The organism is Microbacterium sp. No. 7 (assembly GCF_001314225.1).
Lineage (GTDB): Bacteria > Actinomycetota > Actinomycetes > Actinomycetales > Microbacteriaceae > Microbacterium.
In genome coordinates, this window is the sequence record NZ_CP012697.1 from 1 (window position 1) to 21,808 (window position 21,808).

At 68.2% G+C, this 21,808-nt stretch carries 16 protein-coding genes and 1 tRNA gene; 13 read left to right on the forward strand and 4 right to left on the reverse strand.

The features are described from left to right. The first annotated feature begins 422 nt into the window (after positions 1 to 422). From dnaA to AOA12_RS00065, 12 genes are all read left to right on the forward strand, one after another. Positions 423 to 1,703, forward strand: coding sequence for a chromosomal replication initiator protein DnaA (gene dnaA / locus AOA12_RS00005; protein WP_442922294.1), 1,281 nt, complete (start codon positions 423 to 425; stop codon positions 1,701 to 1,703). Between the two features lie 406 nt (positions 1,704 to 2,109). Continuing rightward, on the forward strand, positions 2,110 to 3,249 hold the full coding sequence (dnaN, locus tag AOA12_RS00010) for a DNA polymerase III subunit beta (RefSeq protein WP_054678404.1): 1,140 nt from the start codon (positions 2,110 to 2,112) through the stop codon (positions 3,247 to 3,249). A 457-nt stretch (positions 3,250 to 3,706) separates the two neighbouring features. After that, positions 3,707 to 5,251, forward strand: coding sequence for a DNA replication/repair protein RecF (recF, locus tag AOA12_RS22410; RefSeq protein WP_082405812.1), 1,545 nt, complete (start codon positions 3,707 to 3,709; stop codon positions 5,249 to 5,251). After that, positions 5,244 to 5,753 carry a DUF721 domain-containing protein gene (locus AOA12_RS00025; protein ID WP_054678407.1) on the forward strand — a complete coding sequence of 170 codons (510 nt, stop codon included), beginning with the start codon at positions 5,244 to 5,246 and terminating at the stop codon, positions 5,751 to 5,753. The genes recF and AOA12_RS00025 overlap by 8 nt, the downstream gene beginning before the upstream one ends. Positions 5,754 to 5,873: 120 nt before the next feature. Further along, positions 5,874 to 7,916 (forward strand): DNA topoisomerase (ATP-hydrolyzing) subunit B, encoded by a 2,043-nt coding sequence (gene gyrB, locus AOA12_RS00030; RefSeq protein ID WP_054678410.1) that lies wholly within the window; start codon positions 5,874 to 5,876, stop codon positions 7,914 to 7,916. 188 nt (positions 7,917 to 8,104) lie between these two features. Continuing rightward, positions 8,105 to 10,714 carry a DNA gyrase subunit A gene (gene gyrA, locus AOA12_RS00035; RefSeq protein WP_054678413.1) on the forward strand — a complete coding sequence of 870 codons (2,610 nt, stop codon included), beginning with the start codon at positions 8,105 to 8,107 and terminating at the stop codon, positions 10,712 to 10,714. Beyond that, complete coding sequence (locus AOA12_RS00040) at positions 10,711 to 11,112, forward strand: DUF3566 domain-containing protein (protein WP_054678416.1); 402 nt, start codon at positions 10,711 to 10,713, stop codon at positions 11,110 to 11,112. The genes gyrA and AOA12_RS00040 overlap by 4 nt, the downstream gene beginning before the upstream one ends. Before the next feature lie 240 nt (positions 11,113 to 11,352). Then, positions 11,353 to 11,426: transfer RNA gene (locus tag AOA12_RS00045), tRNA-Ile, on the forward strand. 328 nt (positions 11,427 to 11,754) lie between these two features. After that, positions 11,755 to 12,891: a TRAP transporter substrate-binding protein DctP gene (gene dctP, locus AOA12_RS00050; protein ID WP_054678419.1), complete on the forward strand. Its 1,137-nt coding sequence runs from the start codon at positions 11,755 to 11,757 to the stop codon at positions 12,889 to 12,891. A gap of 105 nt (positions 12,892 to 12,996) precedes the next feature. Beyond that, positions 12,997 to 13,500 (forward strand): TRAP transporter small permease, encoded by a 504-nt coding sequence (locus tag AOA12_RS00055; protein ID WP_054678422.1) that lies wholly within the window; start codon positions 12,997 to 12,999, stop codon positions 13,498 to 13,500. After that, entirely contained in the window at positions 13,497 to 14,846 is a 1,350-nt protein-coding gene (locus AOA12_RS00060; RefSeq protein WP_054678425.1) for a TRAP transporter large permease, read from the forward strand. Before AOA12_RS00055 ends, AOA12_RS00060 begins: the two co-directional genes overlap by 4 nt. A gap of 102 nt (positions 14,847 to 14,948) precedes the next feature. After that, positions 14,949 to 15,929, forward strand: a complete 981-nt coding sequence (locus AOA12_RS00065) for a hypothetical protein (protein ID WP_054678428.1) — start codon at positions 14,949 to 14,951, stop codon at positions 15,927 to 15,929. Between the two features lie 100 nt (positions 15,930 to 16,029). Here AOA12_RS00065 and AOA12_RS00070 read toward each other — a convergent pair whose 3' ends face one another. The 3 genes from AOA12_RS00070 to AOA12_RS00080 all read right to left on the reverse strand — a co-directional run bounded on the left by AOA12_RS00070 (position 16,030) and on the right by AOA12_RS00080 (position 19,849). Further along, the gene (locus AOA12_RS00070) at positions 16,030 to 17,031 is read right to left on the reverse strand and encodes an AsnC family transcriptional regulator (RefSeq protein ID WP_054678431.1); all 1,002 of its coding nucleotides are present in this window, start codon (positions 17,029 to 17,031) and stop codon (positions 16,030 to 16,032) included. 127 nt (positions 17,032 to 17,158) lie between these two features. Then, positions 17,159 to 18,640: an aldehyde dehydrogenase family protein gene (locus AOA12_RS00075; RefSeq protein ID WP_054678434.1), complete on the reverse strand. Its 1,482-nt coding sequence runs from the start codon at positions 18,638 to 18,640 to the stop codon at positions 17,159 to 17,161. A gap of 228 nt (positions 18,641 to 18,868) precedes the next feature. Continuing rightward, a complete protein-coding gene (locus AOA12_RS00080; protein ID WP_054678435.1) occupies positions 18,869 to 19,849 on the reverse strand; it encodes an Lrp/AsnC family transcriptional regulator in 981 nt (326 codons plus the stop codon). Between the two features lie 232 nt (positions 19,850 to 20,081). On the opposite strand from AOA12_RS00080, the gene AOA12_RS00085 reads away from it, so the two are divergent. Beyond that, on the forward strand, positions 20,082 to 21,302 hold the full coding sequence (locus AOA12_RS00085) for a M20 metallopeptidase family protein (RefSeq protein ID WP_054678438.1): 1,221 nt from the start codon (positions 20,082 to 20,084) through the stop codon (positions 21,300 to 21,302). A 19-nt stretch (positions 21,303 to 21,321) separates the two neighbouring features. Here AOA12_RS00085 and AOA12_RS00090 read toward each other — a convergent pair whose 3' ends face one another. Beyond that, on the reverse strand, positions 21,322 to 21,771 hold the full coding sequence (locus AOA12_RS00090) for an Lrp/AsnC family transcriptional regulator (protein WP_054678441.1): 450 nt from the start codon (positions 21,769 to 21,771) through the stop codon (positions 21,322 to 21,324). Positions 21,772 to 21,808: the final 37 nt, after the last annotated feature.

Here is a 21,808-nt window from a genome sequence, read left to right on the forward strand (position 1 = left end):
CGGGTCACCCGAACGCTCTAGACCGGGGACACAGGGGTACAAGGGGAGTCTGCCCGGTGTGGGCAGACGTCAACCGATACAGGTTACGTCGAGTAGACCCCTATTGCCAAACCGCGTGTGCCTGACCGATCATTATCCACAGCCGCTACATCGTCGACCGCGACGACACGCGGGTCATCACGAGGGTGCGGCTTGCTCTTGCCACCCGACCTGATTAGCGTGTCTGCGATGGTTATCCACAGGCTTCGCGGTACGGGTCGGATGGGGTGGGTGCCCGCACGACCGAGCCGGGGGGGCCGATGACACCACAGGATATTCCAGACGTGCCCGTCTGGCGCGCCGCGCTCGAGGTGCTCCAGACCGACGATCGCGTCACGCCGCAGCTGCACGGCTTCCTGAATCTCGCGATCGCGCAGGGGGTGATGGCGGGCACGCTCTATCTCGACGTCCCGAACGAGTTCACGGCGGGGCAGTTCACGAAGAGACTGCGGATGCCGATCATGGAGGCGCTGTCGCAGGTCACCGCCGAGCCGGCTGCCACGTCGTTCAAGGTCGTCGTCAACCCCGAGCTGGGAGACGACGCCTTCGGCGTCGCCTCCGCTCCGCCGGCCTCACCGCCGCCGCGTCCGACCGAGACGTACGTCGAGCCGATCGCGCACGCCGGCCGCGGCGACACCCGCCTGAACCCGCGCTACAGCTTCGACAACTTCGTCATCGGCCAGTCGAACCGCTTCGCGCACGCCGCGGCGGTCGCCGTCGCCGAGGCTCCCGCCAAGGCGTACAACCCGCTGTTCATCTACGGCGACTCCGGTCTCGGCAAGACGCACCTGCTGCATGCGATCGGCGACTACGCGATGACCATGTACGCCGGCATCACCGTGCGGTACGTGTCGAGCGAGGAGTTCACGAACGACTTCATCAACTCCATCGCGAACAACCGCGGCGCCGCATTCCAGGCGCGCTACCGCGACGTGGACATCCTGCTGATCGACGACATCCAGTTCCTGCAGGGACGCGCCGAGACGCAGGAGGCGTTCTTCCACACGTTCAACCAGCTGCACGATCACGACAAGCAGGTCGTGATCACGAGCGACGTGCCGCCGCGTCACCTCACGGGCTTCGAGGACCGCATGCGCAGCCGCTTCGAGTGGGGTCTCATCACCGACGTGCAGGCGCCCGACCTCGAGACGCGCATCGCGATCCTCCGCAAGAAGGCGCAGTCCGAGCGGCTGCAGGTGCCCGACGACGTGCTCGAGTACATCGCGACGAAGGTGTCGAGCAACATCCGCGAGCTCGAGGGCGCCCTCATCCGCGTCTCGGCGTTCTCGAGCCTCAACCGTTCGACGCTCGACATCTCGCTCGCCCAGACGGTGCTGCGCGACATCGTGGACCAAGACGAGACGAACATCATCTCGCCGACCGACATCATCACCGCGACGGCGCAGTACTTCCGGCTCACGGTCGACGACCTCTACGGCTCCAGCCGTTCGCAGGCGGTCGCCACGGCACGGCAGATCGCGATGTACCTGTGCCGCGAGCGCACGAACCTCTCGCTGCCCAAGATCGGCCAGCTCTTCGGCAACCGCGACCACACGACGGTCATGTACGCCTACAAGAAGATCAGCGAGCTCATGAAGGAGCGGCGCTCGATCTACAACCAGGTCACCGAGATCACGACGCAGCTGGGACGCAACGGCCGCTGACGATTGTCGCTTTCCACAGCCTCGCCACCGACGTGGCGGGGCTGCTCTCGTACGTTCTGCACAGTGTGGACAACCTGTGGATAAATCCTCAGCGGGCGCGGGTTTCTGTGAACGGATGCCGGTGGCGCTGTGGATGATCGCCGCGGCGATCCGTCCGCGAGAATCCGCGGCTCTCGAGACATCCCCAGCCGGCCCACAACTTACACGCGTGTGGTTTCGGTGTCCCGACTGGCATCCACGGAGTTATCCACAGTTTCCACAGGAGAGATGAAGATGACAGATATCTCTCTTCTCTCTGACATCCGATCACCCTGTGGGTGAACATCTGTGGATGCCGGTGCCCCTGCAGCCTTCGCTGACAAGGGCACTAGCATGGGAAGCCAACCCCGACGTCAAGGGAGCGCCAGTGAAGTTCCACGTGAATCGCGATGTGTTCAGCGAGGCCGTGTCATTCGTCGTCAAGCTCCTGCCGCAGCGCAACCCGCAGCCGATCCTGGCCGGTGTGCTGATCGAGGCATCCGATGAGGGGCTGTCGCTCGCCGCGTTCGACTACGAGGCCTCGGCCCGCACGCTCATCGAGGCGACGGTCGACGAGCCCGGCACGATCCTCGTGCACGGCCGGCTGCTCTCCGACATCGCGAGCCGGCTGCCGAACGCACCGATCCAGATCCAGCAGGACGACGACGGCATCGTGCTCACGTGCGGTTCCGCACGGTTCACCCTGGCATCCATGCCGGTGCAGGAGTACCCCGCGATCCCCGAGGTCTCGGGCGACGCGGGCCTCGTTCCCGGCGACGACTTCTCGACCGCGATCTCGCAAGTGGCCTTCGCCGCGTCGCGCGACGACGTCACCCCCGTGCTCACGGGCGTGCAGCTCGAGGTCAAGGGCACCGAGCTGAGCCTCGTCGCGACCGACCGCTACCGCGTGGCGCTGCGCGACGTGCAGTGGGACGGCGGAGGCGTGGCCGGCGATGAGACCGCGACCGCGCTCGTGCCGGCGCGCACGCTCACCGAGGTCGGCAAGACGTTCGCGCACTCGGGCGACATCCAGGTGACGTTCTCGGGATCGGGCGATCGCGAGATCATCGCGTTCACGGCGGGCAACCGCACGGTGACGTCGCTGCTCATCAAGGGCAACTTCCCGCCTGTGCGCCGGCTGTTCCCCGAGCAGACCGACCACTACGCGGTCGTGAACACGGCCGAGCTGGCCGAGGCGGTGCGTCGTGTGTCGCTCGTGCTCGACCGGTCGGCGCCGCTGCGCTTCACGTTCACGGGCGAGGGCGTGTCGATGGATGCCTCGGGCACCGAGCACGCCCGCGCGACGGAGTCGGTGGACGCGACCCTCACGGGCGAGGAGGTCACGCTCGGCCTCAACCCGCAGTACCTGCTCGAGGCGCTCACGGCCGTGAAGAGCGAGTTCACGCGCATCACGTTCACCTCGAGCGAGAACTCCAACAAGCTGAGCCCCGTGCTCATCACCCCGCAGACCTCCGGCACCCCCGAGAGCTTCCGCTACCTGCTGCAGCCCAACCTGCTCCTCCGCTGACCGCACCGCCACCGCCACCCGCACACACCCCTGCTGGTTGAGTAGCCGCCGGAGGCGGCGTATCGAAACCCAGGTAACGGACCGTGGCAAGGGTCTCGATACACCGCCGGCTCCGCCGACGGCACTCGACCAGCGGGGTGTGATGCGGTCGGTCTGCGGGGTGGGAAGCAGTCGGTCTGCGGGGTGCTCACCCACATCACCCCCACCCCCGCTGGTTGAGTAGCCGCCGCAGGCGGCGTATCGAAACCCATGTAGCGGTCCGTGGGAAGGGTCTCGATACGCTCGCGGCTTCGCCGCGAGCACTCGACCAGCGGAGGGGGAGGCGGGCCTTCGGCCGGCGGGGTGTGGACAAGCACCCACGAACCCCGCTGGTTGAGTAGCCGCCGGAGGCGGCGTATCGAAACCCGTCCCACGGACCGGCGGGCGGGGTGTCGGGGGCAGAGCATAGGCTGATGCGGTGATCGTGGAGCAGCTGAGTCTCGCCGACTTCCGCAACTATGCGGCCGTCGACGTGGCGCTGGTGGCGGGGGCGAACGTGTTCGTCGGCCGCAACGGTCAGGGCAAGACGAACCTCGCCGAGGCGATCGCGTTCCTCGCGACGCTCGGATCGCATCGCTCCGCGACCGACGCGCCCCTCGTGCGCGACACGACGGATGCCGCGTTCGTGCGTGCGCGTCTCGCGCACGGCGAGCGTCGCGTGCTGCTCGAGGTGCAGATCAATCGCGCCGGCTCGAACAAGGCCCGCGTCAACGGATCGCCGGTGCGCACGGCGGAGCTGCCGCGCTATGCGCAGGTCGTGCTCTTCGCACCGGAGGATCTGCAGATCGTGCGCGGAGACCCGTCGTCGCGTCGCCGGTTCGCCGATCAGCTGCTGGTGCAGCGCGCGCCGCGCATGGCGGGCGTGCTCGCCGACTACGACCGCGTCGTGAAGCAGCGCAATGCGCTGCTCAAGTCGGCGCGGGCGCGCGGCGTCCGCGGTGAGGGACTGTCGACGCTCGAGGTGTGGGACGACAAGCTCGTGCAGCTCGGCACGGATGTCGTCCGCGCGCGGCTCGCGCTGGCCGACGCCCTCGCGGTGCCGGTGGCGGAGGCCTACGCGTCGATCGCCGGCGCGGACCACCGACCCGAGCTCGAATGGGCGCTGAGCATCGCGGGCGTGGACGCCGAGGACGACGAGGCGGGTTTCGATACGCGGCCTGCGGCCGCTACTCAACCAGCGGGGGTTCCTGCCCAACCATCGGGGGGGTCTGTTCGATCAACGGGGGATGCTGCTCACCCCTCCGGGGGTCCTACCCAGTCCCCCGGGGGTCCTGCCCAACCAGCGGGGGTTCCTGCCCGATCAGCGGGGGATGCCGCTCACCCCTCCGGGGATGTTGCTCACCGCCCCGGGGATGCTGCTCACCCCTCCGGGGTTCTTGCCCAACCACCAGGGGTTCCTGCCCAGTCCTCCGAGGTTCCTGTCCAGCCAGCCGGGGGGCCTGCTCGATCACTGGGGGATGCTGCCGGATCGGGGTTGGGGTTCGCGGGGGAATTCGCTGATCGAGTGCCGTCGTGGAGCGACGGCGTATCGAGATCGCCGCTCCCGTCGGCCGACGACATCGCGGCGCAGTTCCGCACCGCTCTCGCGGCGCGGCGCTCGAGCGAGCTCGAGCGCGGGGTGACGCTCGTCGGCCCGCACCGCGACGACCTGCAGCTGCGGGTGCGCGGTCTGCCGGTGAAGGGCTATGCGTCGCACGGCGAGTCGTGGTCGGTCGCCCTCGCGCTGCGCCTGGCATCCGCCCGGCTGCTGCGGGAGCAGTCGGTGCTCGGCGATCCGATCGTCATCCTCGACGACGTCTTCGCCGAGCTCGACGCCGATCGCCGCGACCGGCTGGCGGGCATCGTCGCCGACTTCGAGCAGGTCATCGTCACGGCCGCCGTCGAGAATGACGTGCCGCCGGCGCTGCGCGCCCGCACGGTGTGGGTCGAGGCGGGCACGATCCGGGAGCCGTCCGATGACTGACGGGATGCCCGCATCCGGCGCCGAGCGCGTTCCGGAGACCGTCGCGACCTATCTGCGGCTGCGCGGCCTCGAGCCGTCGTCACGGTCGTCGCGCCGCCGCCGGCGCCGCAGCGATCCCGATGACGAGAACCAGCCGTTCACGGCCGGTCGCGACCCGAAGGGCGTCGGCGACGTGCTCTCCGACCTCACCCGCAGCGCGGGCTGGGAGTCGCAGCTGGCGCGCGAGGATCTCGTGCGGCAGTGGTCCGAGGTCGCCGGCGCCGAGACGGCGCAGCACTCGTCGCCGGTCGGCCTCACCGACGGCATGCTCACGGTGCGCTGCGACTCGACGGCGTGGGCGAAGAACCTGCATCTCATGCGCGCCGTGATCCTCACCGAGATCATGCGGCGCTTTCCGGAGGCGGGCGTCACCGGCATCCGTTTCATCGGGCCGGACGTCCCCTCCTGGAAATGGGGGCCGAGAGCCGTTCCAGGGCGGGGCCCTCGCGATACCTACGGATGAGGTACGTGCGGGGGTATCGGGAAAGTTTTTCGGGCCCCACAGGGCCGATTACGAGCCTTTCAGGGCGCGTTCACGATAGAATCGAATGTCCCTGAAACCGATGTGGAGCGCTCGAGATCTATGACGTCTGAATCCCCTGACAGCGTTCGCGACGAATCGGCTGCAGCCTCCGCGGAAGAAGAGACGAACGAATACGGGGCCGACGCCATCCAGGTGCTCGAAGGCCTCGAGGCCGTGCGCAAGCGGCCCGGCATGTACATCGGATCGACGGGCGAGCGCGGCCTGCACCACCTCGTCTACGAGATCGTCGACAACTCCGTCGACGAGGCGCTCGCCGGCCACTGCGACACGATCGACGTCACGATCCTCCCCGACGGCGCGATCCGCGTCATCGACAACGGCCGCGGCATCCCCGTCGACCCGCATGCCTCCGATCCGAGCAAGTCGACCGTCGAGGTCGTGCTCACCGTGCTGCACGCGGGCGGCAAGTTCGGCGGCGGCGGGTACGCGGTGTCGGGCGGTCTGCACGGCGTCGGCTCGTCGGTCGTGAACGCCCTGTCGGCGCGCTTCGAGGTGGAGATCCGGCGGCAGGGATACGTGTGGCGGCAGGCGTTCGCCGACGGCGGCAAGCCGCAGGGCCCGCTCGAGCGCGGCGAGGCGACGGACGAGACCGGCACGATCATCACGTTCTGGCCCGATGACACGATCTTCGAGACCGTGCAGTTCGAGTACGACACCCTGCGCACGCGCTTCCAGCAGCAGGCGTTCCTGAACAAGGGCCTGCGCATCCGGCTGCGCGACGAGCGCGCCGACTCGGCCTATGCGGAGGACGGCCCCGACGGCACGACCGTCGAGCGGCAGCCGCACAACGACTTCCTCTACGAGCGCGGCCTGGTCGACTACGTCGAGTACCTCAACCGGGTGCGCAAGGCGGAGGTCGTCAACGACGAGATCATCGAGCTCGAGGCCGAGGACACCGTGCGGCACATCGCCCTCGAGCTCGCGATGCAGTGGACGACGGGCTACACCGAGAACGTCTTCACTTTCGCGAACACGATCAACACGCACGAGGGCGGCACGCACGAAGAGGGCTTCCGCGCCGCGCTCACGACCCGCATCAACACGTATGCGCGCGCGAACAACCTGCTCAAGGAGAAGGACGACAACCTCACGGGCGACGACATCCGCGAAGGGCTTACCGCCGTCATCTCCGTCAAGCTCAGCGAGCCGCAGTTCGAGGGCCAGACCAAGACGAAGCTCGGCAACACCGAGGCGAAGGCGTTCGTGCAGAAGATCGTCGGCGATCAGCTCGCCGACTGGCTGGACCGCAATCCCGCGCAGGCCAAGCGCGTGATCACGAAGGCGATCGAGGCGGCGACGGCGCGGCTCGCGGCGCGCAAGGCGCGCGAGACGGCGCGGCGCAAGAGCGTGTTCGAGTCGGCGTCGATGCCCGACAAGCTCAAGGACTGCACGAGCAAGGATCCGTCGATCAGCGAGATCTTCCTCGTCGAGGGAGACTCGGCCGGCGGCTCGGCCGTGCGCGGCCGCGACCCCGAGACGCAGGCGATCCTGTCGCTGCGCGGCAAGGTGCTCAACGTCGAGAAGGCGCGACTCGACCGTGCGCTCGGCAACAACGAGATCCAGGCGATCATCCAGGCCTTCGGCACCGGCATCGGCGAGGACTTCGACGTCGAGAAGGCGCGCTACCACAAGATCGTGCTGATGGCGGATGCCGACGTCGACGGCCAGCACATCACGACGCTGCTGCTCACGCTGCTGTTCCGTTACATGCGGGGGCTCATCGAGGCTGGCTTCGTCTATCTCGCGCAGCCTCCGCTGTACCGGCTGAAGTGGTCGAACGCGGAGCACGAGTACGTGTTCAGCGACCGCGAACGCGACGCGCTGCTCGAGCACGGGCTCGCGAACGGCAGGCGGATGCCGAAGGACAGCGGCATCCAGCGCTACAAGGGTCTCGGCGAGATGAACCCGAAGGAGCTGTGGGAGACCACGATGGACCACAACACCCGCACGCTCAAGCAGGTGACGATCGACGACGCGGCCGCGGCCGACGAGATCTTCTCCGTGCTCATGGGCGAAGACGTCGAGTCGCGCCGCACCTTCATCCAGCGCAACGCCAAAGACGTCCGCTTCCTCGACATCTGATACACACCACACCACTACACAAGCGAAGGCTGCCGGTGAGGCACCGCACATCGGCCGAGGCGAAGGGCGAAGGGATGCTCCGTTCAGGACAATCGGGGTGCCGCGAAGCGGCGGGGTCCCCGCTCTTGTCCTGAACGGAGCATCCCGCAGCCCGAAAACCCCCAGCCGGCCCACAAGAAACGAAGAACATGACCGAAGAGCGCCCCGACCCGGCATCCGAGCACAATCATGGCAAGATCGACCAGGTCGATCTGCAGGCCGAGATGCAGCGCAGCTATCTCGACTATGCGATGAGCGTGATCGTCGGCCGCGCGCTGCCCGACGTGCGCGACGGCCTGAAGCCCGTGCACCGCCGCGTGATCTACGGCATGTACGACGGCGGGTTCCGTCCCGACAAGGCGTTCTCGAAGTGCGCGCGCGTCGTCGGCGAGGTCATGGGCCAGTACCACCCGCACGGCGATGCGCCGATCTACGACGCGCTCGTGCGCCTCGTGCAGCCGTGGTCGCTGCGCTATCCGCTCGCCGACGGGCAGGGCAACTTCGGCTCGCCGGGCAACCAGGGCGCCGCGGCCCCGCGGTACACCGAGACGAAGATGGCGCAGCTCGCCCTCGAGATGGTGCGCGACATCGACGAGGACACCGTCGATTTCGAGGAGAACTACGACGGCCGCACGCAGGAGCCGACGGTGCTGCCCGCGCGGTTCCCGAACCTGCTCGTCAACGGCTCCGTCGGCATCGCGGTCGGCATGGCGACGAACATCCCGCCGCACAACCTGCGCGAGGTGGCCGAGGGTGCGCTCTGGTCGCTCGAGCATCCCGACGCGTCGCGCGAGGAGCTGCTCGAGGCGCTGATGTCGCGCGTCCACGGGCCCGACTTCCCGACGGGAGCGCAGATCCTCGGCACCAAGGGCATCCAGTCGGCGTACCGCACGGGTCGTGGCTCGATCACGATGCGCGCCGTCGTGAACGTCGAGGAGATCCAGGGTCGCACGTGCCTCGTCGTGACCGAGCTGCCCTACCAGGTGAACCCCGACAACGTCGCGATCAAGATCCGTGACCTGGCGCGCGACGGCCGCATCACGGGCATCGCCGACATCCGCGACGAGACGAGCGACCGCACGGGTCAGCGCCTGGTCATCGTGCTCAAGCGCGACGCCGTCGCGAAGGTCGTGCTGAACAACCTGTACAAGCACACGCAGCTGCAGGAGAACTTCGGCGCGAACATGCTCGCGATCGTCGACGGGGTGCCGCGCACGCTCGCGCTCGACGGGTTCATCTCGTACTGGATCGAGCACCAGGTCGAGGTCATCGTCCGCCGCACGCGCTACCGTCTCGGCGTCGCCGAGAAGCGCATGCACATCCTGCGCGGCTATCTGAAGGCGCTCGACGCGCTCGACGAGGTCATCGCGCTCATCCGCCGCTCGCCGACGGTCGAGGAGGCGCGCGAGGGCCTGAAGACGCTGCTCGACATCGATGACGACCAGGCCGACGCGATCCTGTCGATGCAGCTGCGCCGCCTCGCGGCCCTCGAGCGGCAGAAGATCGTCGACGAGGCGACGGAGCTCGAGGCGAAGATCGCCGACCTGGGCGACATCCTCGCCAAGCCGGGTCGTCAGCGCACGATCATCTCGGAGGAGCTCTCCGAGATCGTCACCAAGTTCGGCGACGAGCGGCGCACGCACATCCTGCACGGCTTCGACGGCGACATGTCGATGGAAGACCTCATCCCGCAGGAGGAGATGGTCGTCACCGTCACGCGCGACGGCTACATCAAGCGCACGCGCAGCGACAACTACCGTTCGCAGCACCGCGGCGGCAAGGGAGTGAAGGGCGCGCAGCTGCGCGCCGACGACGTGGTCGAGCACTTCTTCGTGACGACGACGCACCACTGGCTGCTGTTCTTCACGAACAAGGGCCGTGTCTACCGGGCGAAGGCGTACGAGGTCCCCGAGGCCGGGCGCGACGCGAAGGGGCAGCACGTCGCGAACCTGCTCGCCCTGCAGCCGGGGGAGCAGATCGCGCAGATGCTCGACATCCGCGACTACGAGGTCGCGACGTATCTCGTGCTCGCGACGCGCGACGGCAAGATCAAGAAGACCGCGCTGAGCGAGTACGACACCAACCGTCAGGGCGGCATCATCGCGATCAAGCTGCGCGGCGGTGCGAGCGACGACGACGCGGGGGACGAGGATGCCGGCGGCGACGAGCTGGTCAGCGCCATGCTCGTGGACGAGGATGACGACATCCTGCTCATCTCGCGGCACGGCATGTCGTTGCGGTTCACCGCGAACGATGACACGCTGCGGCCGATGGGACGCTCGACCGAGGGCGTGAAGGCGATGGAGTTCCGCGAGGGCGACACGCTGCTGTCGGCGTCGGTCGCGCGCGACGACGAGTTCGTGTTCGTCGTGACCGAGGGCGGCTACGCGAAGCGCACGTCGGTCGACCAGTACCGGCGTCAGGGACGCGGCGGACTGGGCATCAAGGTGGCCAAGCTCAACGAGGATCGCGGCGATCTGGCAGGCGGTCTGATCGTCGGCGAGGACGACGAGGTCTTGGTGGTTCTTGCCAGCGGCAAGGTGGTACGCTCTGCCGTGGCCGAGGTGCCTGCGAAGGGCCGCGACACGATGGGTGTCGTGTTCGCCCGTCCGGATGACGACGACCGGATCATCGCGATCGCTCGAAACGGTGAGCGCGGGCTCGCCGAGGCCGCTGAAGATGCGGCATCCGCAGAGGATGCCCCCGCCGACCCAGAGACCGGGGCCGCGAGCCCCGAGGAGAGTAGTACAGACGCATGAGCACGGTAGCCGACAAGCTCGCGAAGAAGTCGTCGAGCCGCACGAACGCCAAGCAGGTGCGCCTGCGCCTCGTCTACGTCGACTTCTGGTCGGCGGTGAAGCTGTCGTTCCTGGCCGGCGTGGCGCTGGCGATCGTGACGGTCGTGTCGATGTTCCTCGTCTACATGATCCTGCAGGCCACGACGCTGCTCGCGCAGCTCGACGAGCTGCTCACGGCGTTCAACGAGAACTTCGTGCTCTCCAACGTCATCAGCCTGCCGCAGGTGATGGCGTTCGCGGCGATCGTCGCGATCCTCAACCTCGTCGTCGTCACGGTGCTCGGCGCCGTGGTCGCCGGCATCTACAACCTCATGGTCAAGGTGACCGGCGGCCTCCTCGTCGGCTTCACCTCCAACTGATCGCCCCGGCACGTCCCCCGCTGGTTGAGCAAGACCAACCCCGCTGGTTGAGTAGCGCGCGCAGCGCGCGTATCGAAACCCGTGTATCGGTCCGTTACACGGGTTTCGATACGCCGCCTGCGGCGGCTACTCAACCAGCAGGGGTTGTTACTCAACCAGCGGGGGTTGCGGCGGCCGCGATTTCGATTTGGCCGACGAATCCTGTACAGTCTTGGAGGTTGACAGCCGCATGGCTGGCACGGGGCTATAGCTCAGGCGGTTAGAGCGCTTCACTGATAATGAAGAGGTCCCAGGTTCAAGTCCTGGTAGCCCCACCCCGAACAAGGCCAAGCGAGACATCGCTTGGCCTTCGTCATTTCCCCCGCGTCGCTCGGAGCGACGCGGGGCGGAACGAACGACCTCCTGCAACGATGCGGACGAAACGTCGTTCTCCGGCGCGTTCTCGAGCACTTCTCGGGTTTTGTGGCACGTAACCGCACCGTCATCTTCCCGACAGCAAACTAAGTGCCAGCGCGACGAAGCCGACGCAGAACTGCGCGACCTGATCCTTCAACATGCTGCGAACGCGCACGGCACGAGAGACGCCCAGCGTATCGCGGTTCCCGCTTCCCTTCCGGAAAACCGACACATTGCAGGTGGACAATGACTCCGTTTACGAACAAGACCCGCTTCCGCACCTGGAAGCTCGCGGCCGTGGGCGCGACCGCTTCCGTGCTCCTCCTCGCCGGCTGCAGCGGCGGCTCGGAGGGCTCCGAAGGCGGTGAGGGCGAGACCTTCACGCTCAAGTACAGCACCGTGCTCAACGAGAACCACTTCTACTCGAAGGCCTTCCAGAAGTGGATGGATCGGGTGACGGAGGCGACCGACGGCCAGGTGCAGTTCGAGGCCTTCTACAACGCCTCGCTCTGCAGCCAGGCGGACGCCGTCGACTGCGCCGAGTCGGGCACCGCCGACATCGTCTTCGTGGCCGCCAACCAGCACCAGGAGCTGGCGGCCAACAACGTCGGGTTCATCCCGTTCCAGACCCTCGACTATCGGGCCATCCCCGTCGCGCTGACGCAGCTCGCCGAGGAGTACCCCGAGATGGACGAGGAGTACGCGCAGCGCAACCAGAAGCGCCTGTTCTTCACGAGCGGCGACCCCGTGATCGTCGCGATGAACAAGCAGACGACGCCCGAGAAGCTCAGCGATCTGGCCGGCATGCAGATCGGGGCGAGCTCGCTCATCGGCATCGCGATGGACCAGCTCGGCGCCTCGCCGGTCGCCGTCGCTCCCGAGGACATCTACGACAGCCTGGAGCGCAACCTCATCCAGGGCCAGGTGTACACGCTGTCCACCGTCGCCGCGCAGGGCATCCTCGAGGTCGCGCCCAACGTCTACGGCCTCAACGACGCGGGCATCCAGGCCGCGAACAACTTCAACATCAACCTCGACACGTACGAGCGCCTGCCGGAGAGCGCGCGCAAGGCGATGGACGATGCGAGTCGGGCGATGCACGACGACGACATCCTCGGCAGCGAGATCGACGCGGCGCTCGTGACGTCGTGCCAGGCCGTCGCCGACCTCGGCGGCACCGTCGGCACTCTTGGCGGCGACGCGACCGGCGAGCAGTGGAAGGAGGACTCGCTGAAGGTGATCGTCGAGCGCTTCAAGGAGAACGCGACGGGCAAGATCAGCGACGTGGACGCCTTCGTCGCCCGCTACATGGAGCTCGTCGCCGAGTACAAGGATCCTGACGCCCTGTCCCTGGAGCAGCACTGCGAGGCCGCAGGAGTCTGAGCGTCGCCGCCGCTCCGCTTTTCGTCTGGAACGGGGACGGGCCGTGAGGACGCCCCGTTCCAGACATCCCATCCTTCTCGCCTCTCTACGCAGGGTTTCACACCAATGGACACTCTCAACAAGGTCCTGGCAAAGGTCTCCGACGTCACCGCCGTGCTCTCGGCGATCGCGGTCGTCATCATCATGGTGCTCATGGTGGCCGAGGTGCTCGCCAGGAACGTCTTCACCCACCGATCGGTGCCCGGCTCGTACGAGCTGACCGAGACGCTCGTCGTGCTCGTGATGGCGTTCGGCCTCATGAGCGCCGAGCGCTTGCAGGCCAACCCGCGCGTCACGCTGCTCACCGACGCCCTCTCTCCGTTCAAGGCGCGCCGGGTGCGGTTCCTCGGCCAGATCCTCTCGACCGTGGTGGTCGTCTGGTTCGCGTACGGAACGGTGCTCGAAGCCATCAAGTCGACCCAGCGCGGCCAGGTCATCCAGGGTCTCGTCGTCTTTCCCGTCTGGCCGACCAAGATCGTGCTGGCGCTCGGGTTCGTCCTCCTCTCCGTGTACTTCGTCAGCCTGCTGATGAACTCCGTCGCCGAGCTCGTCAAGGAGAAGCGGTCGTGAGCACCGACATCATCGTCCTCCTCGTCACGGGGGCCTTCCTCGTCATGCTCGCGCTGGAGATGCCCGTCGCCCTGGCGCTCGCCGGCTCCGGCGGACTCGGCATCCTCCTCCTCGGCAACTGGACCCAGGCCAACGCCGCGATGGCCGGCACGCCCTACTCCTCGATCGCGGCGTACAGCCTCGCCATCATCCCGTTGTACGTGCTCCTCGGCATGTTCGCGGTGCACGGCCGGCTCGCGGAGCGGGTCTACGCCGTCGGCGCCGTCGCGCTCCGGTCGTTGCCGGGCGGACTCGGCATCGCCACCGTCGCGGCCTGCGCCGGGTTCTCCGCCGTGTCGGGCTCGAGCGTCGCCACGGCCGCCACGGTCGGCCGCATCTCGATCGAGGAGATGCGCCGAAACGGGTACCCCGCCGCGTTCGCGACCGGCATCGTCGCGATGGGCGGCACTCTCGGCATCCTCATCCCGCCGAGCGTGGCGATGGTGCTCTACGGCATCATGACGGGTGAGTCCATCTCGCAGCTGCTCGTCGCGGGCATCATCCCGGGCGTCATGAGCGCCGTCGCCTACGCCGTCTTCGCCTCCCTTCGGGCGCGCAAGCTCGTGCAGAAGCCCGAGCTGAGCCTCGAGGAGGCGCTGGCGGACGCGCACGGCGACGCGGCGCCTCGCAGCCGGCTGCCGAAGGGCAGCTTCCGGGCCGTTCTCTGGCTCGCGGCCATCTTCACGGCGATCATGGTCGGCATGTTCACCGGTATCTTCACGGTGATCGAGTCCTCCGCGATCGGTGCCCTGATCGCCCTGCTGATGCTGTTCTTCGAGAACTTCCGCAGCGGCATCAAGGCGATCTGGAAGCTCATCGTGATGTCGGCCCGGGAGACCGCGGCCACGTCGACGATGACCATGATCCTCATGGTGGGCGCGACGGTGTTCTCGACGTTCCTGGTGCTGTCGCGCATCCCGTTCAAGATGTCGGAGTTCGTCGCCGACCTCGATATGCCGCCGATGGTGATCATCATCCTGATCCTGCTCATCCTGATCCCGCTCGGCATGTTCCTCGACGAGCTCTCCGTGATGATCATCGTCGTCCCCCTCGTGCACCCGATCGTCACGGATCTCGGCTTCAGCGGCGTCTGGTTCGCCGTGCTCTTCGTGATCCTGCTGCAGATCGGCCTGGTCGCACCGCCGGTCGGCATGAACTGCTTCGTGATCTCGTCGGTGGCGAAGGTCCCGCTCGCCACCGTCTACCGGGGCGTGATCCCCTTCATGATCCCGGCGTTCGTCGTCGTGGTGCTGATCATGGTCTTCCCCGACATCGCACTGTGGCTGCCGTCGCTGACGGTCGAGTAGCGCCACGCCCCAGCAGACGTACGACGGCAACGCGTACGCCGCGATCCTCTGCGCTCGCGGCAACCCCGAACCCCGGAAACCCGGAAAGGAACTCGAATCATCATGTCGAACGAGCATGTCGAACTCACCCTCGCGACGGGCAGTCTGCCCGATGTCGGGCCGCGTCGCCGCGCCAGGCTGGAGGCGGAGAACCTGGGCATCAACCTGATCATGGAGCAGCGCGCCGCGTCGCAGGAATGGATCAGCATCTCGAGGCGTGTGATGGACGATCCGACCATCGCGGGCGGTGAGACGTCGTTCTCCTCGCATCTCGCGCGGATCAGCCAGGGCGACCGCAGCCTGGTCGCGCTGCCGGTCTTCTTCATGCGCGAGTTCTCGGCGCGCGACGTCTACGTGCGCACGGGCAGTGCGTTGCGCAGCCTGTCGCAGCTGGAGGGCGCCCGGGTCGGGATGCTCGCCTATCAGACGAGCGGCACCCTGTGGTACCGCCACTTCCTGGAGAGCCAGGGCGTCGACACCTCGAAGATCACGTGGGTGGTCGGCGGCGTCGACGTGAAGGGCGGTCCGCAGTTCGGCGTGCTCCCCGACGGGGTCGAGGTCGCCCCCGACGACAAGAGCCTCTCCGACCTGCTGCTCGAGGGCGAGATCGAAGCGCTGCTGTGCTATCCGCCCAGCGAGCGCTACGACGCGGAGAACGGCCCGATCGTCGACTTCTTCGACGACGTGAAGGCCGTGGAGTCCGCGTACCACCGCTCGACCGGCATCGTGCCGATCAACCATCTGCTCGTCGTGCGTCGTGAGGTGTGGGAGCGCCATCCGTGGCTCGCCCGCACGGTGACCGAGACGTTCAAGAAGTCCGACGAGGACTATCGCGCGATCCTGCCCACCTTCCTCGGCGGCGGATGCTGGGCCCGCTTCGACATCTTCGACTCGCTCGCACTGCTCGGCGGCGACTTCCACACGCACGGCATCGAGACGAACGAGAGGACGATCGAGGCGTTCATGGACATCGCCCATCGCACCGGGGTCACCTCCGAGCGGCTGACCATCCCGCAGGTCTTCGCCGAGTACCTCGAGTCCTGAGTCCGGGAACCGGCATCCGGTCCTTCGCGCCGCAGGGCCCGCCTCGTCTGACGGGGCGGGCCCTGCGGCGCGATCCTCCGCCCTCGCGGGGAGCCGGCCCTCATACCGTCGGGCCCGCCTGCGGAGGGACGTGCCCGATCGCCCTCCCATCGGCACCGATGAGATAGTCGAGGTGCTTGAACCTGCGCAGCGCCGTGGCCCGATCGGTCACCCGCGCACCGGGCAGGCCCCGCTCGAGCACGGCCTCGAAGAGGTGGCTCTCCTCGTACGTCTTCAGCCACGCGCAGATGAGGATGTTGTGCCGGTCGGTCGCCGACATCACGACGCGCGACTCGGGCCGCTTGATGATCGACTCGTTGATGTTGGCGGCCACCTGCGGGGGCGCCTCGATGAAGTACCAGGCGGTGACCGGGCGGTTGGTCGCGGGCCTCGCGACGTCGATGCGGAACTCGAGCATCCCGGCCTCGCGCATGCGCCCCAGACCCCGTGAGATGCGATGCGGCGAGATGCCGTGGCGCTCGGCGATCACGTTCACGGGCACTCTGCCGTCGACCCAGACCTCCCGCAGGATCGCGTCGACGACCTCGGGGGACACGTGGGTGGACGATCCGGGTCGTGACGATGACAGCTTCGTGACCATGCTCTCCTCGTGCGGCGTCAGCGCCTGCAGCTTCCACTCGACCCCTCTGAGGTAGATGTGGTCGACCGCGTGGATGCGGGTGGCGCCGATGCCGTCGATCGCCGAGAGCCGCGTCATGAGGAAGTCGGAGAGCTCGTTGCGGTTGGTGAGCAGCACGTGGGCCAGCAGCGAGCGGTCTCCCGTGCAGTGCTCCAACAGCTTGATGGCCGGCTCGATCGTGAGCGCGGCGGCGACGCCGGGCAGCTTGCTGGCCTCGCACAGGACCTCGATGATCGTGTAGCTCTGCGTCTGGGGGTATCCCGTGCTGTAGGCGACGCCCTCCTCGGTCAGCCGATCCCAGCGCCTCGCCAGCGTGGTCTGGTCGACGCCGACGATGGGCGCCAGGCTCCGCCAGGTCGCCCTCGGATAGATCTGCAGCGCATGCAGCAGCCGCTGATCGAGGATGTCCAGTTCGATGTCCATCACACTCCCTCCCACAATTCGAGCACGATACGGGATCGGAATGTGCGGGGCGGCTCAGAGACCGGCGGCCGGCGGCATCCGTGTGCCGCCGGCCGAGGTCGGTGCGGGATCGCCTCCCGCGAGCGGGTCAGGCCCAGATGCGCGTGACCACCGACTTGGTCTCGAGGAACTCCTCGAGCCCCTCGGGTCCGCGCTCGCGACCCCAGCCCGACTGCTTGTAGCCGCCGACGGGCACCTGCACGCCGCCTCCGCCGTGGATGTTGATGGTCACCTGTCCGGCGCGGATCCGCTTCGCGACGGTGAGCGCGTTGTTGACGTCGCGCGTCCACACGCTGGCCGCCAGGCCGTACTCGGTGTCGTTGGCGACGCGGATCGCCTCGTCGAGGTCGTCGAAGGCCATGACGCCCAGCACCGGTCCGAAGATCTCCTCGCTGACCACCTTCATCGACGGGGTCACGTCGGTGAGCACCGTGGGTGCGTAGAAGTAGCCCTCGTCGCCGACGCGACCACCGCCGCTGACGACCGTCGCGCCGTCCTGGACGCCGCTGGCGACGTAGCCGTCGACGCGGTCGAGCTGGCGCTGGGAGATGAGGGGGCCGAGCTGCGTGTCCGCGTCGCTGCCGTGCCCGAGCCGCAGCGACCGGCCGACCTCGGCGATGCCCTGCGCGACCTCGTCGGCGATCGAGCGGTGCACGAGCAGGCGCGTGCCCGCCGTGCAGATCTGGCCGGTGTTCCAGAAGTTCGCGTTCGCGAGCGCGGGGATCGCGGTGTCCAGATCGGCGTCGGGCAGCACGACCATGGGCGACTTGCCGCCGAGCTCGAGGCACACCTTCTTGAGGTTGCCGCCCGCCGCGTCGAGGATCTTCTTGCCGACGCCGATGGAGCCGGTGAAGCTCACCTTGTCGACGTCGCGGTGTGCGGCGAGTGCGGCCCCTGCGACGCCGCCGAGCCCGGGCACCACGTTCACGACGCCCGCGGGGATGCCCGCCTCGAGCGCGAGCCGGCCCAGGGCGATGGTCGTGAGCGGGGCCTCCTCCGAGGGCTTGAGCACGCACGTGCAGCCGGCGGCGAGGGCGGCGGGGAGCTTCATGGCGTTGCCCAGCATGGGCGCGTTCCATGAGGTGATCAGGGCGGCGACGCCCACCGGCTCCTTGCGCGTGAAGCCCTGGTAGCGCAGCTGCGAGGTGCCGATCTCGATGCTGTCCCCGTACAGCTTGTCGGCGAAGCCCGCGTAGTAGCGGTACATCGTCACGGCGCCCGCGATCATTCCCCGGGCCTGCGCGATCGGCATCCCGACGTCGAGGCTCTCGAGGCGCGCGAGCTCTTCGGCGTTCTTCTCGATGATGTCGGAGAGCCGCCAGATGAGCACGGAGCGCTGCTGGCCCGACAGGCCGCCCCAGCGATCGTCCTCGAACGCGCGCCGTGCGGCGGCGACCGCTCGATCGACCTCGGCCTCGCCGGCGGCGCCGACGCGGCCGATGGTGCGACCCGTGCCGGGATCCTCGACGGTCAGGGTCGCGCCGTCGGCCGGCGTCACCCATTCCTCCTCGATGAGCACGCCGGCGGTGTTCACCAGCGGCCCCAGAACGTCGGTCTCGTTCGTCGTCATTGAGAGTCTCCTTGGGCGAGAAGCGGGGTGTGATGTCATTATCTTTTTCCCGTCGGGTCACCACACGGCCGGCGGAAGAGTCGCGACACTTTGGATGCCGGGGGCGGGATCACGCAGCTTTCCGGCGATCCGTGAGCTTCTAGCGCTGCATGTCGGCGCAGACGATCGAGAGCTCCATCCCGGTGGACGACGCCTCCGTCCGGCGTCCGGTGGTCGAGCCGGCCGCGCTCAGCGGCGCCGGCGTCCGTCGTCGTCGATCACCCTCCAGGCGACCTTGCTGGATCTCAGCACGAGATCCCGTTCGCGGATCGAGAGCGCGGGAGCCGCGCGCTCGAGACGGGTCTCGAAGCCGCCGACGTCGCGCGCGGACTCCAGCCACGCGGTGAACGTGAGGTCGTACGCGCCGAGCAGCACGAGGCACGATCTGACGTCGGGAAGGCCGGCGATCGTCGCGATGGTCTGCTCCGCGTGCCGGCGTTCGACCGAGCCGAAGAACCGCACGGTCACCGGGTTGTCCGACAGGGGTCTCGAGAGCTCGCAGCGGATGATGAGGCCCCCGCTGCGCAGCAGATGCCCGAGGTGGCGCTTGACGGTGTTGACGGATGTCGCGGTGCGCTTCGCGAGCATCGTCAGACTCATCCGCGGGTCCTCCCGGAGCAGCTCGACGAGCTCGACGTCGATGTCGTGGTGACACGCCTGCGCGTCCGCGTCGGCGAGCGACCTGTCCGCCTCGCGCTGCAGCAGGCTCTCCTGTTCGGCGGTGAGCGCGCCGATGCGCCAGGTGGAGCCCTCGCGGGGCGTGTCGAGCACGAGGAACGAGCGGAGCGCTTCGATGCCCTCCACGCCGGCGAGCCGTTCGCTGACGAACCGCTCCAGCGCGGCGATGTCCTTCCCCCGCCAGTGCAGCGACAGGTTCCAGTGCCCCATGCAGCTCTGCACCATGGCCACGTCGTCCATGTCGCACAGCGCATCGGTGATCGGGGCCACGGCGGCCGGTGCGGCGCGCAGCTCGACCACGGCGTCGGTGGACGAGGCGCGATCCGCCGGGTAGGCGCTGAGCCACGCGATCCCGGCGCTCGAGAGCCGCGCCCACCGGCGGGCCACGGTTCTCGAGTCGACGTAGAGCAGGCTCGCGACGAGCGCCCACGGTGCGCGCGGCCAGACCTGCAGGGCGTGGACGATCTGAGCATCGAGCCTGGTCAGCCGCATCTCGACCCCGCGCTTCCCTCCCGCCGTGTGCGTCAAGCGTAGTCGCGAAGGCGCGCCGCCTCTCGGCCTGACAGCAAAAAACGGCGCCGGTGACGGCCTGGATCGCAAATCCCGGCACGTCCTCCCGCCGCGCGCTCCCACGGTCTCGCGGTTGCGCACAATGGCCTTGCGGCGCCCGCCACGACGGCCCGGCCGCCGCATCCATCCGGTGACGCAGCAGAGGAGTCCCGCCATGTCGCTTGCCAGCGCAGCAGAGTCGATGCAGAACGATCTCGCCGACCTCAGGAAGAGGCTGCACCAGGTTCCCGAGGTCGGGCTGGACCTGCCGCAGACGCAGGCGCTCGTGCTGGAGGCCCTCGAGGGCCTGCCCCTCGAGATCACGACCGGCAAGAGCCTCACGTCGGTCGTCGCCGTGCTCCGCGGCGGTGCCCGCGACGACGCGAGCCCCCGCACCGTGCTGCTCCGCGGCGACATGGACGGCCTGCCGATCGTCGAGGAGACGGGGCTGGACTGGGCGTCGACGAACGGCAACATGCACGGCTGCGGTCACGACATGCACACGGCCGGGCTCGTCGGCGCGGCGCGCCTGCTGTGCGGCATCCGGGACGAGCTCAAGGGCGACGTGGTGTTCATGTTCCAGCCGGGCGAGGAGGGCTGGGACGGCGCGGGCCACATGCTCGAGGAGGGCCTGCTCGAGGTCTCGGGCCGCAAGCCGGACGCCGCCTACGCGATGCACGCCCACGCCTTCGACCAGACCGGCATCTTCTCGACGCGTCCGGGTCCGTTCATGTTCGCGTCCCACGCCCTGCACGTGACCGTCAAGGGAGAGAGCACGCACGGCACCATGCCCTACCGCGGCAAGGATCCCGTCGTCGCGGCGGCCGAGATGATCACGGCGCTCCAGGTGATGGTGACCCGCAACTTCACGCTGTTCGACCCCGTGGTGCTCTCGGTCGGCATGATCAAGGGCGGCTCCACCAACAACACGATCCCGCCGGAGGTCACGTTCAGCTGCACCGTGCGCAGCCAGACCAACGACACCTCGCCCCAGCTCGAGAAGTACGTCGACCAGTACCTCACCGGCATCGCCGCCGCGCACGGCGTCGAGGTCGACTATCGGTTCATCCGCCAGTACCCGGCCACCATCAACGATGCCGACGAGGCCGCCTTCGCGGAGGAGACCATCCGCGCCGTGCTCGGCGACGAGGCCTACACGCCGCAGGTCAACCCCATCACGGGCTCCGAGGACTTCTCGCGCGTGCTGCTCGAGGTGCCGGGCGCCTACATCGGCTACGGGGCCTCGGAACCGGGGCTCGATGCGAAGACCGCGCCGATGAACCACTCGCCGTACGCGCTGTTCGACATGGCGATGCTCTCGAAGGCGTCGCTGGTCTACGCGGAGCTGGCGGCCCGCCGGCTCGAGCGCTTCGCACGGGAGGCCGCCGGCGCCTGAGCCGCCGGCGCGGCGCGCGTCATCCCAGCGGGAGCCCGCGCGGGGCGACGGCCTGCTTCATGACGATCGTGGAGTTGAGGGAACGCAGGCTCGGCAGCCGCGTGAGGGTCTCGTCGTACAGGCGCTGGTAGGCGTCGCGGTCGGTCGTGACGATGCGCAGCAGGTAGTCGGGCTCGCCGAACAGCCGCTGCGCCTCGATCACCTCCGGCACGGCGGCGAGGGCGGCGTCGAACTCCGTGACGACGTCGGGCCGGGCGAGGGTCGCGAAGGCGATCACCTCGAACCCGAAGCCCGCGGCGGCGGGATCGACAACGGCACGGTACCCGCGGATGACGCCGCTCGCCTCGAGGTCGCGCACGCGGCGCTGGCAGCGCGAGACGCTCAGGCGCACGCGCGTGGCCAGCTCGGTGAGCGTGATGCGCCCCTCTGCCTGCAGCTGAGCAAGAATCTTGCGGTCAACGGCATCCATGCGTTGGATTCTATTCATGGATGCCGCCGTCGGCGCG